The 16,494-nt window shown below is 39.3% G+C and carries 13 protein-coding genes, 1 pseudogene and 1 other annotated feature; of the genes and pseudogenes, 11 read left to right on the forward strand and 3 right to left on the reverse strand.

All coding sequences use genetic code 11. From position 1 onward, the window contains the following. Positions 1-81 precede the first annotated feature (81 nt). Positions 82-450: a hypothetical protein gene (locus A5888_RS15490; RefSeq protein ID WP_139843917.1), complete on the forward strand. Its 369-nt coding sequence runs from the start codon at positions 82-84 to the stop codon at positions 448-450. A gap of 669 nt (positions 451-1,119) precedes the next feature. Beyond that, the gene (locus tag A5888_RS15495) at positions 1,120-3,288 is read left to right on the forward strand and encodes a glycoside hydrolase domain-containing protein (RefSeq protein ID WP_339101677.1); all 2,169 of its coding nucleotides are present in this window, start codon (positions 1,120-1,122) and stop codon (positions 3,286-3,288) included. A 78-nt stretch (positions 3,289-3,366) separates the two neighbouring features. Here the strand turns inward: A5888_RS15495 and A5888_RS15500 are convergent, their stop codons facing one another. Next, on the reverse strand, positions 3,367-3,948 hold the full coding sequence (locus A5888_RS15500) for a hypothetical protein (RefSeq protein WP_086350912.1): 582 nt from the start codon (positions 3,946-3,948) through the stop codon (positions 3,367-3,369). 254 nt (positions 3,949-4,202) lie between these two features. Between A5888_RS15500 and A5888_RS15505 the strand changes: the two genes are divergently transcribed. The 4 genes and pseudogenes from A5888_RS15505 to A5888_RS15520 all read left to right on the forward strand — a co-directional run bounded on the left by A5888_RS15505 (position 4,203) and on the right by A5888_RS15520 (position 7,076). Further along, positions 4,203-4,664, forward strand: a complete 462-nt coding sequence (locus A5888_RS15505; RefSeq protein ID WP_086350911.1) for a hypothetical protein — start codon at positions 4,203-4,205, stop codon at positions 4,662-4,664. Between the two features lie 29 nt (positions 4,665-4,693). Then, a complete protein-coding gene (locus A5888_RS15510; RefSeq protein ID WP_086350910.1) occupies positions 4,694-5,350 on the forward strand; it encodes a hypothetical protein in 657 nt (218 codons plus the stop codon). A 215-nt stretch (positions 5,351-5,565) separates the two neighbouring features. Then, entirely contained in the window at positions 5,566-6,039 is a 474-nt protein-coding gene (gene tnpA / locus A5888_RS15515) for an IS200/IS605 family transposase (protein ID WP_086350909.1), read from the forward strand. Between the two features lie 74 nt (positions 6,040-6,113). Further along, positions 6,114-7,076, forward strand: a pseudogene (locus A5888_RS15520) (IS30 family transposase). Positions 7,077-7,269: 193 nt separating this feature from the next. Here A5888_RS15520 and A5888_RS15525 read toward each other — a convergent pair. Together A5888_RS15525 and A5888_RS15530 are read right to left on the reverse strand one after the other, a co-directional pair. Beyond that, positions 7,270-8,394, reverse strand: a complete 1,125-nt coding sequence (locus A5888_RS15525; protein WP_086350908.1) for a PLP-dependent transferase — start codon at positions 8,392-8,394, stop codon at positions 7,270-7,272. Then, on the reverse strand, positions 8,378-9,325 hold the full coding sequence (locus A5888_RS15530) for a LysR family transcriptional regulator (RefSeq protein ID WP_086350907.1): 948 nt from the start codon (positions 9,323-9,325) through the stop codon (positions 8,378-8,380). Before A5888_RS15530 ends, A5888_RS15525 begins: the two co-directional genes overlap by 17 nt. A 52-nt stretch (positions 9,326-9,377) precedes the next feature. Further along, positions 9,378-9,623: a binding site (T-box leader), on the reverse strand. A 379-nt stretch (positions 9,624-10,002) separates the two neighbouring features. Here A5888_RS15530 and metE point away from each other — a divergent pair. The 5 genes from metE to A5888_RS15555 all read left to right on the forward strand — a co-directional run bounded on the left by metE (position 10,003) and on the right by A5888_RS15555 (position 16,444). Continuing rightward, positions 10,003-12,285, forward strand: a complete 2,283-nt coding sequence (metE, locus tag A5888_RS15535) for a 5-methyltetrahydropteroyltriglutamate--homocysteine S-methyltransferase (RefSeq protein WP_086350906.1) — start codon at positions 10,003-10,005, stop codon at positions 12,283-12,285. Next, complete coding sequence (gene metF / locus A5888_RS15540; RefSeq protein WP_086350905.1) at positions 12,266-13,153, forward strand: methylenetetrahydrofolate reductase [NAD(P)H]; 888 nt, start codon at positions 12,266-12,268, stop codon at positions 13,151-13,153. The genes metE and metF overlap by 20 nt, the downstream gene beginning before the upstream one ends. Positions 13,154-13,479: 326 nt before the next feature. Next, entirely contained in the window at positions 13,480-13,890 is a 411-nt protein-coding gene (locus tag A5888_RS15545) for a DUF2177 family protein (RefSeq protein WP_086350904.1), read from the forward strand. Continuing rightward, on the forward strand, positions 13,890-15,674 hold the full coding sequence (locus A5888_RS15550) for a DAK2 domain-containing protein (RefSeq protein WP_086350903.1): 1,785 nt from the start codon (positions 13,890-13,892) through the stop codon (positions 15,672-15,674). The genes A5888_RS15545 and A5888_RS15550 overlap by 1 nt, the downstream gene beginning before the upstream one ends. Continuing rightward, complete coding sequence (locus A5888_RS15555; protein ID WP_086350902.1) at positions 15,671-16,444, forward strand: DUF1295 domain-containing protein; 774 nt, start codon at positions 15,671-15,673, stop codon at positions 16,442-16,444. The genes A5888_RS15550 and A5888_RS15555 overlap by 4 nt, the downstream gene beginning before the upstream one ends. Positions 16,445-16,494: the final 50 nt, after the last annotated feature.

The following is a 16,494-nucleotide window of genomic DNA, read 5'->3' on the forward strand; positions in this document are numbered from 1 at the left end:
ACTTTTTACGTGGAAATTATTTAAACTCTTGCACTTATTTTAGCACAACAATTATTTTGGCGGATTTTATTTGGAATTACTTTGTTACTTTTATTTAGCGCTAATATAATTTTTAGTAAACAAACGACGTTTGCTCCAGTTGATAAAGAGGGTTCTATTGGACATAAATCAATTCCTGCAGAAGAGCAGCTTTCTAATATATTGAGTATAAATGGGGTAATAGAAACAATATACACAGTTGAGGTGATGAATCCCACTATAATGGCTGTCTTAAAAGATACAGAAATATTTGGTGATAATTTATGGTTTGGTAGTGAATATGCTAGTCCGAAGTATGATGACTCGTATTCATTATTAGATATGTCTGTATCTTATTTGCATGGTGAACCATACATTTTAGAAACTGGCGAAAGATTGGATAGTGATATGGATCCAATGTTGCAACATTAGGAGAAATTTGTGAAGACCTATTTTTCTATATATATTAACGATTTTCGACAGATAACCATCGCTTATCGATGCCATGTACATTGCTATATACACAATCGAAATAAGTATATGTGGTATTTGTACCAGAGAATGATGATGTGGCTTGAGAAGCGTATCAACCAAGTCTCATTTCAACCCAACGGGTTTCGTCCTAATTCTATCACTCTGATTTCCGGAATCACTGTTCTTGTCAAGTGTAAACTTAGACTTGGAGTGCTGTCATCTTCAATAATATCTCTAGCCTTCTCTAAAGTTATGGGGTTAGGGTTTGTTTCACAATTTAACTTAATTACAGGTCCACTTACCATATTATAGACGAAAGCTTCCCTTGAAAAAAAACGTTAGGTAGTTGAAGTACCTTTTCACTATAGAAAATGCAGTAGTTTCCAACATTACAGTAATCAGTAACTTTCTAATTTTCCTATTTTGGTATCTTATTACATTATTAACGATATTGCAAACGTTCATCGAAGGAAATTATTTGTTTCTAAAAGTTTTTTTAAAATAAAAAAAGAGGATTTTTTGCGAACTTTATGTCCGCTTTTTAATGGTAATCTATAATTATCAAAAAGACGTTTTTGTAAATATTACTTGTTAGGCCTAATAAATAGAAATTGAGGAGGAAAAAATATGGTTAACGATCCGTTAATGTTTAAAGTGCAAAAATGGTTAAACGATACGTACGTAGGAAAATCAGGATTCTATATAGTAGAATTGACTGGAAAAACTGGTTGGGATACGGTAAATGCACTAACAAGAGCACTACAAATAGAACTTGGAATAAGCGAGTTGTCTAACAACTTTGGGCCGACTACTTACCGACTTTTTGATCAAATTGCACCCACTTTAAAAATCAATGGTAGCTACTCAACTAACGTAGTTAAGATCTTGCAATGTGCATTATGGTGTAAAGGATATAATGCATACGATCAAACTTATTTCGGAGAATTTACTACTTATACAGAAAGAGCAATAAAGCAAATTCGGGTAGACTGTGGTCTTGCCGACAGTATCGATGACTCTAGAGCAGTGGGGAATTTGAACTCGATGCTTATGAAGGCTATTCTAAATATGCAGTCATTTGTACTGATCCCTTGGGGAGACCATCGTATAAGAGATATGCAGAGAAAATTGAACAGAGAGTATTACCCTTACTTTGGTTTGCTACCCTGTGATGGTGTTTATCAACGGGACACGAACCAAGCGATTATTTATGGGCTACAATGTGAGATGGGAATGCCTGTGGGAACAGCGAATGGTTTCTTCGGGGTTGGGACAACTGCTGGATGCCCTACATTGAGTAAAACACAGGGAACAGCAGCTAATATTAAATTATTACAATACGCTTTATATGTAAATGGAGAGTATACTTGGTTGTTTGATGGCAAGTTCTCTGAACATGTAGAAAAAGCTGTAATCAATTTCAGGAAGTTTATGAAAATTGGAAATCAAAACTCACCTATCGCAGATATGCCAGTTATTAAAGCATTGCTATCTACTACCGGGGATACCGCTCGGTCAGCACAAGGATTTGATGCTTCAACTAGAATGACTCAGGAAATGATTAACACTGTGAAATCTTCTGGAATGAGCTATGCGGGACGCTATTTGACGGGAACCGTTGGTGTGGGTGCAAATAGAAGAGCTAAAAATTTGACTATTCCAGAGGCAAAATTATTGCTGGAAAATGGAATCAATATTATTCCAATCTACCAAGATAATAGCGCTCAACTTTCGGATTATACTAGGAAAATTGGAGAAATCGATGGGAATGCAGCGTTTCAACGAGCATTTGAATTGGGGCTGCCAGCAGATACTATTATTTATTTTGCAGTAGATGTCGATATAACTAGCGACCAAATAGAAGAATATATTCTGCCATACTTCAAAGGAATAAATGATGCATTGGTTAGCTTTGGTTTAAAATGGGATTATTTTTACACGTACAGAATTGGTGTATATGGTCCAAGAAATGTCTGTAAAATACTTGCTGATAAAGGCTTGGCTAGTCCAAACTGCTACGTTTCCAATATGTCTTCAGGTTTTTCAGCAAACTTGGGATACCCTCAGCCGAGAGAATGGGCTTTTGATCAATTTTATGAACCACCTTATGGAGTAGGTTCTGGTGCAGGACATATTTACATTGATAAAGTGGCTGTTTCGGGAAAAGATTCAGGAGTTAGCCATATTCAACCTGAAATGAATCAAATGAAAGAATTACTGAAGGAATTGAATCTGCCTTCTTTGACTAACTCACTAAATAGTGGGTCTATACTATTCGGAAAAGAAGTAACAATTGCAGATTTAGGTGTTGCTAAATTAACATTCAAGCCAACATTTGGTCTTTCACCAACACAAGGAGATCAAATATTTAATATTTCCAATGGAAAGCTTGATGCAAAATTTACTCAGGAGCTTGCTAAAAATTTTGATGCTACTTATATACAAAGTTTGAAAGATGGTGCAGAGTCTCTTTCCGCAAGAGTCAAGAATGGTAATATCTCAGTTGCTGTAGGGGCAACCTCTTCTGGGAAAATCTCATACGCAGTCACTGTAAATGTTATTGATCATGAGTTTGAACAAGGTGCAGGAAAAGTTTCGTTTTCTTTTACCTTCAAAGTCGAAATTCAAAAAATATTTTTTGATGATAACCAATTAAGCGATGTTTGGGAAACATTAATGGTAGCTTCAGTAACAGTATTAGCAGTAGTAGCGGTTGTTCTGCTTTTTCTATCTTCGGGTGGGTTAGCATCAGTAGGGGCGCTGGCAACATTTTTCTCTTTTTTGCTGATTCCTTAGAATAAAATAAGAAAATTTAAAATTCCCCGAAAAAGTGCTTATGCCCCCTTTTTCGGGGTGAACATTTTAGTAAATAGTTTATGGCTGGTACTCAATGGGAGTGCTTCTCTTTTTTAAGGAATTAAGAACTTCTTGTAAATCCGTGTTGGAGTCTACTGGATTCATTATATTTATTACAAGAGAGATACCACCTTTACTAAAAGTCGGCCTATAGATTTCTATAAATACATTTTCAATTTGGGTAACTCTAGTGGCATTCAATATAGTTGAAAAAAGCTTATCATCAGTTCTTGATGAAGTATATAGTCTGAATTTGTAAATAGAGATGCATATTCTGCTCCTATTTTTCACTAAACATTTTTTTATATAAAGTTCAATCTTTTTCCTCTGAATGAATTTAGCATAAATGGGTGCTATTTTTAGAAGTATAAATAACCCTACTGAGTATGGAATTAATGAGATAAACAACATAATAATAGCTAGCATTATTCCGTGATTTAGAGCATATATTATATTGATAAAAATAATAAGAGTTGTCATAGCAAGGATTCCTGACCTTATTATGTCCTTAGATTCTTTAAGAAAAATTTCTCCAGAATTACTAGAATCTATAAATTTAGTAGCTATTCTTTTAGGAAAATCATTGCATTGTTGATTCATGTATTTCACACTCCTTTTTGATTACTAGAAAGTAACTATCACTTTGTAAAAAAAAGTTACTCTTATAAATAATAATGTATTTTCAATTTTTTGAAAATACAATGTATCCTAAGTTGTGAAGATTTATTCTTATCCAGAAATAATTTTTAATAACATTCAGAGTATTTTAAATATTATATATTGTTTTAAAAATTAGCATATGGTACTATTTAATAAAAGAGGCATACTTGTATTTAATATAAGGAGAGATTGCGGTGAAAATCAAGGTATTGGGTGCATTAGTAGTGATTTTAGGATTAGTTTTTATCTTCAATGAAAGCATACTACAAACTAAGGATGTAGACAAAGTTTTAGCAAAAGAACAACCAGTGATGGAACAAATGACTATTAGTTCAAGTGATGTAACAGATGAAAGCTCTCCAATTGTCAATTTTGAAAATTTAGATGGGGAAGCACTTTACAATGTTTTTAATGGACCTAATGTTGCTGAAATCATCGATCTTTTAAATATGTATAATGATGATTTAGATAGAGTTGTTGTAACTACAGATGGAGAGATTATGACGGGACAATTCGATTTAAAAAATGGAAATTCAGATAAAATTAGAATAGATGCTGATACTGATCCAAATAGCTTGACTATTCTGGAGCTTAAAGAATTAGTTGAAGCACACCAAGATGAGATAAATGAATTGGCGAAGAATCGTAGTCAATAAATTTATATATAAAAAAAGGAGTTTTGAAGATGAAAAAAGTAATGTTGATTGTTTTATTGGGTGTTGGGATTTCTATTTCAAATAGTCAAGTAGAGGCTGCAGAATATAAAGAACTGGAAGCTGCACCCAAAATGACAGCGGTAGAAGCTGCTTTTGCAGGCTTAGAGGACACAGATAAGGTTGTACAGTTGCCAGATGGAACATTTCTATATGGAGAAGCTACAATTGGAGAAGTTGGAATTCATAGGAACTCCTCTGTTACTGTGAATAGCGAGACAGCAGAGAATGCTGTAACAGTTGAAGAAGCAAAAAATATATTAGAAGAACATAAAGATAAGGTTCCTGATAAACCAATGCTTCGAGGAGTAGTTTCCTCCTTTAACTACAAAGGACTAAGATATGGAGCAAGAGTATCTGGCTATTTTTCAAGAAACACAGGTTGGAACTCTCTAAATACAGTTTATCAATCTACAGAAGGTGGTTCATTTTTAAGATATTACTCAGGTTATGATTCTGCAAGAGTTGGTAGTGCACAACAAGCATTACAGACCTTTTCAGGTATAATTTCAGGGTCAATCGTGTCTGCAGGGAAATATCAGTATTTTAGTGGAATAAATACAATGTATACGTATTATCCAAGAGATCCAGGTCAATGGCAATCGTATCAAATTGTTAATATTGATTAGAAAATACTAATAATCGGATGAACAGGGCACAGCAAGGAAATTTGGTTCCTTGCTGTGTTTTTATTGATGACTTTAGTCGGTTCCAATCACTAAAGTGATTGGAACAAAAAAACACGCGTACTGCGCGCGGAAGAAGTAGCTTTAGCGATAAAACTCCTTTCGATATACTATATAAAGGCTACCGACCGTTATCTAGTATATCGAAAGGAGTTTTTATGTCAAACGACGATAAAAGTTCGGCACACACTCGATGGAATTGTAAGTATCATATTGTATTTACTCCTAAATACAGAAGGAAGGTCATTTATGGAAAATTGAGACAGGATATTGGGGAAATATTGAGAAAGCTGTGTGAGATAAAGGAAGTAGAGATTATCGAAGCACATGCGATGCCAGTCCATATCCATATGTTGGTAAGAATTCCACCAAAACTGAGTGTATCAGCTTTTATGGACTTTTTAAAAGGGAGAAGTGCAGTGATTATCCACGAGCGTCATGCCAATCTCAAGTATAATTATGGGAATCGCTTGTTCTGGTCAAAAGGCTACTATGTGAGCACTGTAGGGCTAAATCAAAAAATAATTGCCAAGTATATACGAGAACAAAAAGCAGAAAATCGAGTAAGAGATAGCGGGTGGCTACTTACTATAATAAAATGCGCAAATTTTATAATCAAGTTAGCCACCTAAGAAACTAAAAAAAATCATAGTGAAAATCGTGTATTATTTAGTTTCCGACACCAATCAATAAGGAGATTTTCACTATGACTTATCCACATTCTTCACCAAAACACAAAAAGGGTGGACACTTATCTGCCATTGAACGAGGAAAAATTGCGGGTTGGTTAGCTGAAAAGCTGTCCAATTGTGAAATAGCTCGAAGAATTAGCGTTCATCATACTACCATCGCGAATGAATTGGAACGTGGACAAGTAAAACAGATCCGGAAAATTAATGGTATCAAGTATATTTATGTGACCTACAATCCTGAATATACCCAAAGTAGTTACGAAACAAAGCGCCAGAAGTGTCATCGGCCCACCAAGTTCAATCAAGTAAAAGCCTTCCTAGCCTACTTTGTCGAAAGGTTCCAAACAGTTGCTTTCGCCCCAGATGTTGCAGTAGGAGTTACCAAGTCAACGGGGTTGTTTCACCTGTCTGAAATGGTCTCAACGACCACTCTTTATAAATATATCGATGAGCAGCGGTTGGAGATCAGAAACATTGATTTTTTGCACAAGCTAGGGCGAAAAAATAACCAAAAGCGGACGTTGATGAACAAAAAAATCTTAGGTAAAAGCATCGAAAGTCCACCGGAACACGTTGAAAGTAGAGAAGAGTTCGGCCATTTCGAGATCGACACAGTCATTGACAAACGAAAGGGAACGGAAACAGCACTATTAATGCTTTACTGAACGCCAAACTCGTTTTGAAATCATTCGACTGATTGATGGAAAAGATGTCGATTCCGTTGCGTATGCGATAACCTTGCGAGGCTACATAGACGTTTACTTCACGCATCCATATACTTCCTGTGAGCGAGGAATAAACGAAAATCATAACCGAATGATTCGTAGAATGATCCCCAAATCCAAAATTCTCGAAGGATATGAACGCAAAGACATTCAGCGAATTGAAGACAGGATGAATGATTTACCTCGAAAGATTCTTGGTATGACACCCCCAGACAACTATTTGAACAAGAAGTTCAGACAGTGGTTCGTTAAGTTGACAGCGAGTCTCTTGGTCTGTGGCTTATGCCAGACTGTCTGTCATACTACCACAGACCAACTCACTGTCAACTCAAAAAGGAATCACGAGATAACAGACGATATTCATTTTTTTCTAAAAGTGGCTAACTTGTTCTTGAAATTTTGGGTTGATCTTTGATTATTGACTAGTGAAAAGAGTCACAGCTCGTTATTTAGTGAGCTGTGACTTTTTCAATGCCTGCTGAATATCCTCAATCAAATCCTCGACTGCTTCGATACCAATTGATAACCGTAACAAATCATCTGTCAGGCCATAGGATTCCCGCAACTCTTTCGGAATGTCGGCATGCGTCTGTGTGGTTGGATAAGTAACTAGGCTTTCTACACCGCCCAAGCTTTCTGCAAAAGTAAACAGATTTAATGCTGCTAGAAAAGCTGGGATTTGTTCTGCAGTCTGCAGTTTAAGACTGATCATACTGCCTTGTTCAGGATAGAGTACTTCCTTAATCTGAGGCGCTTGTTTTAAAACGGCGACTAATGCTTGGGCATTTTCTTGTTGCTGTTTCACTCTCAAGGATAGTGTTTTAAGACCGCGAATCAACAGCCAAGAATCGAACGGCGACAAGACGGCTCCAGTGGTATTCAAGGCAAAAGCCAGCTTTTCACCAAGAAAGTCAGAATCTGTGATGACTGCCCCAGCTAATAAATCATTGTGTCCACCTAGGAATTTTGTAGCGGAATGGACCACGATATCTGCACCAAGAGTCAATGGTTTTTGAAGAATCGGTGTTAAAAACGTATTGTCGACGATCAGTAATGCCTCATATTCTTTAGCAATCACCGAAGCAGCAGTGATGTCTAGCTCATTCATCAGGGGATTAGTTGGCGTTTCCAGAAAGACAGCCGCCGTTTCGGTATCGATCAAGTATTCCAGCTCAGCCAATGTATCAAAATAGGTAAAGTGACAGCTGCCCTTTTTTTCCAAATCATTGAAATAGCGGTAGCTGCCGCCGTATACATCTCGAGAAACAAGAAAGTGACTGCTACAGGGAAACAATTCAAAAACGAGTTGAATGGCACTCATCCCAGAGCTTGTTGCGAAACCGTAGCGACCATGCTCCAACTGCGCTAATGCTTGTTCGACAACCTGTCGTGTGGGGTTAGCTGTTCGCGTGTAGTCAAAGCCTGTACTTTGACCCAACTCGGGATGGGCATAGGTCGTGGATAAATAGATGGGGGTGCTGATAGCGCCCGTTTGATTATCTGTATGGTTGCCGATTTGAGCCAACTTCGTTGCTTCCTGCCAGTGCGCAGAGTCAATAATTTTCTTCATAAACATCCTCCTCGATTGTCGCAAACCCATAATCACGAATATGTTTTTTCAAAGTCTCCAAATAATGACTTCCTAATGGTGAAAGTGTAGTACGTTGACTTTTGATCCAGCCAATTTCAATTTGTTCAGGAACAGCTAATGGAACCGCAACGATACTGTCGTCATTCAGCTCCCGACTGATGATCCCAGAGCTAAAGGTATAGCCATTCAAGCCAACCATCAAATTGAAAATCGTGGCTCGATCGCTGACCTTGATATGTTTTTTGTAAGTACGGGTACTGAGGATTTCTTCAGAAAAATAAAAAGAATTGCTGTTTCCTTGTTCAAAAGAAAGATAAGGAAGATCGTCCAGTTCTTCCAAGGTAACGGATTCTCTTCCAGCCAACGGATTGTCCTTACTGACAAAGATATGTGGTGTGGCATAGAACAGGGAAGAGAAGACCAAATTTTTTTCTTCAAACAGTTTTTCCAATATTTGTCGATTGAAGTCGCTCAAAAAGAGAATCCCCAGCTCACTGCGAAACCCAGCAACATCTTCCAAGATATTTTGTGTTTCGGTTTCTCGCAAGGTAAATTGATACCCATCATCTTCATAAGCGTGGATAAATTCAACAAAAGCATGAACAGAAAAAGCATAATGCTGAGAAGAAATTGATAGTCGGGAGGTCCGTGTATAGCTGTGCTTATAACGTTTTTCCAGTAGATCGACCTGATCGATCACCTGTTTGGCATAGGCTAAAAATTCTTGACCTTCTTCTGTGAGTGAAACGCCGGATTTACTCCGATGAAGGAGACAGATACCCATTTCGCTTTCCAACTCCTTGATTGCATTTGATAGTGTCGGCTGTGATAAAAATAAGCTTTTTGCTGCTTCGTTGATCGATCCGATTGCTGCGATTTTTTCTAAATATTCTAGTTGTTGTATACGCATAAGCCTGCTCCTTTCATGAAATAAATAAAAAAACGCCCTTTTTCTATATAAGAAAAAGGACGAATGATTTCGCGTTACCACCTTTGTTTGTCGTTGCCTTACGAAAACGACCTTAGCCAGTACGAGCTTCTGCTGATACTGCGTTGCTGTAACGGGCACCTCCGTCAGCTGCTTATGTCACCACTCACCACTGAATGCTCAAAGACCATCTTCCAACTGATTTTCTCTGCTCCTTCTCACCTGCCGGAGCTCTCTGTACGAGCCTTTCGAGTTGTACTCTTCTTTTCTGCGCATCTATATTGTCCTATACTATAGCTAAAATTTTTTCAGATGTCAAATGATTCTCTCACTATTTTTTCACTATAATGCCAGATTCATTGTCTGACTTCTCTAATTTAGGAACGAGGGTGTGATAGAGGTGGTCAGCTTCAAGCACCCAGCCAGTTTTTCTAGTTGTCTAGCTTTACAGGCTAACTCCTCTCAACAATAAGGGGAAACATGTCTCATGATAAAGAACATCATGTGTCAGTTTCCCCTTATTGTTCGGGAGCTGTGCGAGCCTGTAAAGCTTTTCTATCTATAGCTTTTTCCTATAACGGGTTATAAAAATTAACAGTTAGTCAGGTGCTCTAGGGTTGTGGTAAAGTTTTTCTCATAACTATTTAGGAGGCGATTCCATGAAAACAACGATCATTGGCTTCCCGAGAATCGGGGAAAACCGTGAATTGAAGCGTGCAACAGAAAGCTATTTCCGCGGAGATATCACACAAGAAGTATTAGTGGACAAAGGAAAGCAGCTGAAGCGAATGCACTGGAATCTGCTGAAGGAAAAAGGAATATCGTTGATACCGAGTAATGATTTTTCTTTTTATGATACGACATTAGACACGGCGGTATTGCTGAACATCGTTCCAAAACGTTTTTCAGCGTTAAAGCTTTCTGCATTGGATACCTATTTTGCGTTAGCGAGAGGGTATCAGGGAGAAGCAGGGGATGTTACTGCATTGCCAATGAAAAAATGGTTCAACACCAATTACCATTACCTGACACCGGAGTTCGAAGCGGACACAGAAGTGAAGGTGGTTGGGACAAAGATATTTGATGACTATTTGGAGGCCAAAGAAATCGGTATTGAAACGAAACCGGTGATTTTAGGGCCGTTTACATTGATAAAATTAGCTGCATTTAAAGGGACGACACAAGAGGCTCATTTACCTGCTATTTTATCCGCATATAAGGGGATCATCACGACCTTAAGTGGCTTGGGTGCATCGTGGTTACAGTTCGATGAGCCAGCTTTAGTGAAGGATCTATCTGCAGAAGATAAAGTGCTATTCCAAGAAATCTATCATGAGTTAGGTGAAGTACCTAGAACAGCTAAGCTATTGCTTCAAACTTACTTTGGCGATGTACGAGACATTTATACAGAGCTTCTGACACTGCCGATAGATGGGATTGGTTTGGATCTGATCGAAGGGAAAAAGACGCTTGAGCTGATTGAGACCTTCGGCTTTCCTCAAAATAAGCTGCTTTTTGCAGGGGTGGTCAATGGGAAAAATATTTGGCGGAACGACTATCGTCAAACATTAGGGCTAATTGAGAAATTGCCACAGGATCAAGTAGTGTTGTCGACATCCTGTTCACTGCTTCATGTGCCTTTTTCTGTCGAGCAGGAGGCGTTCCCGACAGAAACATCTCAGCATTTTGCTTTTGCGAAAGAGAAGCTAGGTGAGCTGACTGATCTGGCGGCCATTATCGGACAAACAGCTGATACATTGATCAATGAGCCATTGGTAAAAAATCAACAGCTTTTCAGTGCAGAACGTGTGGCAGAAAATCAAGAATTGACGCAAAAATTAGCAGGACTAACACCCGTCGATTTTCAACGGCAGCCAGCATTTGAAGCGCGAAGTATTGTGCAGAAGTCTGCGTTGGAGCTGCCTATTTTACCCACAACGACAATCGGTTCTTTCCCTCAAACCAGAGAGGTGAAGGCCACTCGAGCGAAATTTAAAAAAGCAGAGATTCGTACGGAAGAATACCACAAGTTCCTGAAAGAAAAAATTGCGGAATGCGTTGCTTTTCAAGAGGAGATCGGTCTGGATGTTTTGGTTCATGGGGAATTTGAACGAAACGACATGGTGGAATATTTCGGAGAGAATTTGGAAGGCTTCCTTTTTTCTAAAAATGCTTGGGTTCAATCCTATGGCACACGTTGCGTAAAACCGCCGATCATCTGGGGAGATGTTACGCGTAAACGCCCGATTACGGTTGCTTGGTCTACGTTTGCTCAGGAACTGACGGACAAGCCGGTGAAGGGGATGTTGACGGGGCCGGTAACGATTTTGAATTGGTCATTCCCAAGGGAAGATATTTCGATAAAGGACTCTACCTTGCAGATTGCTTTGGCCATTCAAGACGAGGTGTTGGATTTAGAAGCTAATGGCATCAAGATTATTCAAATCGATGAAGCGGCGTTAAGAGAAAAGCTGCCTCTACGAAAAAGTGACTGGTACCAAGAATATCTGGATTGGGCGGTACCGGCTTTTCGACTGGTTCACAGCAAGGTTTCCGAACAAACACAAATCCATACGCATATGTGCTATAGCGAATTTGCGGATATTTTATCTGCAATTGATCAGATGGATGCAGATGTGATTTCTTTTGAAGCATCACGTTCCAATTTAGATTTGCTGGACGCGTTGATTGCCCATCATTTTAAGACGGCTGTTGGACCGGGCATATATGATATCCATTCTCCGAGAGTTCCTTCGGTTGCGGAATTGACAACGACAATTAAGAAGCTATTGGAAAAGCTGCCTGTAGAAAAGCTGTGGATCAATCCAGATTGTGGGCTAAAAACCAGAGGGGAAAAAGAAACTTTTGAAAGTTTGAGCAATTTGACACAAGCAGCTGCTCAAGTAAGGGAGGCGCTTGTGTATGAATCTGTCAGGGAATAACAAGCCAAGTCTGTCCTTTGAGGTTTTCCCTCCTTCCACAGAGGCTACGATCGATAGTCTATACAGCTCTTTACACCAAATGGAGGACTTGCGACCGGACTTTATCAGTGTCACTTGTAGTAATCGACAGCTTTCTTTAGAGGAAAGTACGGTGAAGCTTGCGACGCATATCCAAAAAAAGCATCAGGTACCTAGTATTGTCCATTTAACTGCTGCTTATTCAAGTAAAGAAGCGATTGACAAAATCCTTGCGTCGTTGCATCAGAAAAAGATTCGAAATATCTTAGCATTGCGGGGGGATCTTGATGCTACATTGACCAGAGGAACAGATTTTCTTTATGCAGGTGACTTGATTGCTTACATCAAAGCGTGGGACCAACACTTTTCGATATCTGCGGCTTGTTATCCGGAAGGCCACCCAGAGTCTGTTAACACGATCAATGATATCTATCACTTGAGAGAGAAAGTACAAGCAGGGGCAGATCAACTGATTACACAGCTGTTTTTCGACAATGAGTTGTTCTATCGATTTCAAGAAAAATGTTGGTTGGCAGGAATCGAGGTGCCGATAATTGCTGGGATCATGCCCATCGTGAACAAACGTCAGGCGGAACGGATCATCCGAACTGCCAATGTCCAACTGCCGAAAAAGTTTTTGGCTATATTGGAAAAATACGCAGATAATCCTGTTGCATTACGTGATGCCGGGCTGGCATATGCGATCGATCAAATCGTTGATTTAGTGACTCAGGGAGTTTCCGGTATTCATCTATATACGATGAACCAAGCTAATATTGCACGAAGTATTTACACGGCGACGCATTCCTTGTTTGAGCTAGAATCTCGCGAAGCGTCGTTTATATCCTAATGCTTGCGTTTAAAGTAAGGTGCTCGCATTCAAAATGAGAACAGGCGATGAACTGAATATTATCCCCAATAGTTTTTAATTGAGGTCGGGACAGAAGTTGCTTCTGTCCCGCTGTTTATTTAGGTTTAGATGTATAAAGGAATGTGAGCTTGGGTATATCCCAAGCTCATTTTTGTCTATATAAATCAATGTTTGAACGTGAGATAGCGGAGTTTTGACGGATGAGAAAAGCTGCTTACGTGATGGGAGCCTAGGCAGAATTTTATTATATTATGTCTGTATGTGTTACGCTTTTTTTGAAATAAATAGCTGAGGAGGAAACAACGATGAATGCATTGATTCGGCTGTACTTTTTATGTGCGGGTATTTTTCTGATTTTTGATCTTTTTTGGTTATTGGTTGTTTCAAAAAAAATGTATCAGCATTTTATTGGGTCTTTAATGGGTGAAACAAAAATTGTTCCAGCCATTCTTTTTTATCTTCTTTATATTGTTGGCGTTCTGTTTTTTGTAGTTGTACCGGGAATTGAAAAAAGTAGTCTTTGGTATGTACTTGGCAGTGGGGCGCTGTTTGGGCTGATTTGCTACGGGACCTATGATTTGACCAATCTGGCTACGATAAAGGACTGGCCGGTGATGATGACTGCTATCGATCTTGCTTGGGGGATGTTTGTTACGGCGGCAGCTTCCGGGCTTACGTATTGGTTAAATATTCTGTTATTTGGAGGGAAAGTCTGATGCTGGAAGAACTAGAAGGACGGCGTGTGTTACAAGGCTTTTTTAATGGTGCCTCTATGCTGATCGACAGAAAAGAGGAACTGAATAAAATCAATGTTTTTCCTGTTGCTGATGGTGATACTGGGAGTAATCTGGCTTCTTTGATGCAAGCAATTTTAGACAGTGTTTCTCCTGAGCTCTCTTCCGTTGAATCAGTTTTAGCGGAGATTGCTGATGCTGCGTTGATGGGTGCGAGAGGGAACTCGGGCATTATTTTTGCACAATATTTAAATGGTCTCGCGCAAGCGTTTGACCAGACAGAAAAACAAGCCGAGGATTTTGTTCGAGCATTGAATCATGCGGTTTCCGAGGCATATCAGGCGTTGCTTGAGCCGAAGGAAGGGACGATACTCACTGTCATGCGTACATGGGCAGAGGCTGTTCATCATGCTTTTTCCAAAGAGCATTCTTTAACGCAAGCCTTGCTTTCAGGTCGGGAAGCGGCGGCGAAAGCTATGCACCAAACAGAATTTCAAATGGAAGTATTGAGGAAAAATAAACTGGTGGATTCCGGTGCGAAAGGCTTCTATATATTCATAGACGGATTCACTATGGCTTTTTCCAATCAACTAAAGGAGCGTTCGACCGAAAAAGCGAGTTGGTCAACGACTACATTTCAGACAGAAAGAGTGACGACTCAACCAACCTATCGTTATTGTACGGAGCTGCTGTTGAAAAATGTTGGTGCAGAGAAAGAGACCCTAAAAGAAACGCTGAAAAATGCAGGAGATTCGTTGATCTTGGCCGGTGATTCACATCTTTTAAAGCTTCATGTACATACGAATCATCCCCAACAGGTCTTAGAGACGGTTGAGCAATACGGCGAGATTGTACAACAAAAAGTGGATGATATGCAGTTACAATTTGAAGTGACAAAACAACGAAAGTATCCGATTGCAGTGGTGACTGATTCTGTGGCAGATTTGCCTAAGGAATTCTTATTAGAAGAGCAAGTACATGTGTTGCCGATGAATATTTTAGTAGATGAAATAAGCTATCTGGATAAGCTGACGATCGATAGTGCCTCGATAAAAGGCAAATCAGCACATAGTGAAAAAGTATCAACTGCTCAGCCAACAGTAAGAAGTGTCGATGCGCTTCTATCTTTTTTAGAGGATAAGTATGAAACGATTTTAGTCATCACTGTTTCCGCTCAGCTAAGCGGAACCTATCAGCTTTTGAAGCAACGAGTGAAGGCGAAGCAATTATCGGATGAAAAAATCCAAATTATCGATTCGAGGCTTAATTCAGCAGCGCAAGGGTTACTGATTAAAGAAGCCGTCCAGCTTCTTAAACAAGGGCTGTCTTTTGAAGCAGTGTGTGCGGAAGTAAAAGAGATACGGGAACGCTGTTTTATCTATGTTGCCGTTGCTGATTTAGCTCCTATGGTAAATTCCGGACGAATACCTAAGGGATTGGGGCAGCTAGCTCAGCGTCTTCATTTGTACCCAATTGTTAGTCTGGACATTGAAGGAAATGGAAAACTAAACGGCATTGCATTTAGTCAACGACAGAGTACGAGAAAAATCATAAAGAAAGTTCGGAAATTACAAGCCAAAAATCAATTGACTGCGTTAGCCATTGCTCATGCAGATAATCCAGAAGAAGCCAAAAGACTTGGGACATTGCTTGATATGGAGCAGTTTTGGGTCGATTACATTGTGGACAGCTCTGCTGCAATCACAAGTAGTGCAGGCGTTGGGAGCGTTGCAATAGCTGGAATCAGAAGGGAGGAGAAAGAATGAATTATTCGATAACTGCATTGGTATTATTGGGGTATTTTATTCTTTGGTTTGTTATTTCAAAAATAAAAGATAAGTATTCGTTGGTCGATATTGCCTGGGGATTAGGATTTGTTGTCGTTGCTTGGACGGGCTTTTTCCTCAGTGGACAGTTATATGTTCAAACGGGACTCATTTTATTACTGGTCACTCTTTGGGGCTTACGTTTGTTCATTCATTTAGCCAGAAGGAACTGGAATAGTCCGGAAGATTATCGGTATGTAAAGATGCGTAAACGATGGGGAACAACATTGGTTGATCTCAAAGCATTTCTTAACGTGTTCTTTTTACAAGGAGTCCTGCTATTTCTTATTTCTTTGCCTATAATAACCAGCTTTGCTGATCCGAAAAAGACAATGGCATGGTGGCAGGTTCTGGGTGTATTCATTTGGCTTATTGGTTTCTTTTTTGAAGTCCTCGGAGATCGACAGCTAGAGCAATTTAAGAAAAAAGAAGCAAACAAAGGGAAGCTGTTGACTAGTGGGTTATGGGCATTGACTCGCCATCCTAACTATTTTGGGGAAGCGACTTGCTGGTGGGGGATTTTTCTGATTTCTCTCACAGGCATAGGCAATTTGTGGTTAATCATCAGTCCGATGATCATCACCCTACTTTTGTTGTTTGTGTCAGGCGTGCCACTTTTAGAAAAGAAATATAAGGATAGACCTGATTTTCAGGAATATGCAGCGAAAACAGCCAAATTTTTCCCGATTATTGGAAAAAAAGGGCTGTAAACAAGTAAAACCTGCAACAAAACCCTCTGGAGAAGGAAGCTCTCAAGAGG

The organism is Enterococcus sp. 9E7_DIV0242 (assembly GCF_002140975.2).
Taxonomy (GTDB): Bacteria; Bacillota; Bacilli; order Lactobacillales; family Enterococcaceae; genus Enterococcus_L; species Enterococcus_L clewellii.

Excerpts from the sequence above, each read along its gene's own strand:
- A5888_RS15495 (WP_339101677.1), top strand. The coding sequence starts at position 1,120 with ATGGTTAACGATCCGTTAATGTTTAAAGTGCAAAAATGGTTAAACGAT.
- A5888_RS15500 (WP_086350912.1), bottom strand. The coding sequence starts at position 3,948 with ATGAATCAACAATGCAATGATTTTCCTAAAAGAATAGCTACTAAATTT.
- A5888_RS15510 (WP_086350910.1), top strand. The coding sequence starts at position 4,694 with ATGAAAAAAGTAATGTTGATTGTTTTATTGGGTGTTGGGATTTCTATT.
- tnpA (WP_086350909.1), top strand. The coding sequence starts at position 5,566 with ATGTCAAACGACGATAAAAGTTCGGCACACACTCGATGGAATTGTAAG.
- A5888_RS15525 (WP_086350908.1), bottom strand. The coding sequence starts at position 8,394 with ATGAAGAAAATTATTGACTCTGCGCACTGGCAGGAAGCAACGAAGTTG.
- A5888_RS15530 (WP_086350907.1), bottom strand. The coding sequence starts at position 9,325 with ATGCGTATACAACAACTAGAATATTTAGAAAAAATCGCAGCAATCGGA.
- metE (WP_086350906.1), top strand. The coding sequence starts at position 10,003 with ATGAAAACAACGATCATTGGCTTCCCGAGAATCGGGGAAAACCGTGAA.
- metF (WP_086350905.1), top strand. The coding sequence starts at position 12,266 with ATGAATCTGTCAGGGAATAACAAGCCAAGTCTGTCCTTTGAGGTTTTC.
- A5888_RS15545 (WP_086350904.1), top strand. The coding sequence starts at position 13,480 with ATGAATGCATTGATTCGGCTGTACTTTTTATGTGCGGGTATTTTTCTG.
- A5888_RS15550 (WP_086350903.1), top strand. The coding sequence starts at position 13,890 with ATGCTGGAAGAACTAGAAGGACGGCGTGTGTTACAAGGCTTTTTTAAT.
- A5888_RS15555 (WP_086350902.1), top strand. The coding sequence starts at position 15,671 with ATGAATTATTCGATAACTGCATTGGTATTATTGGGGTATTTTATTCTT.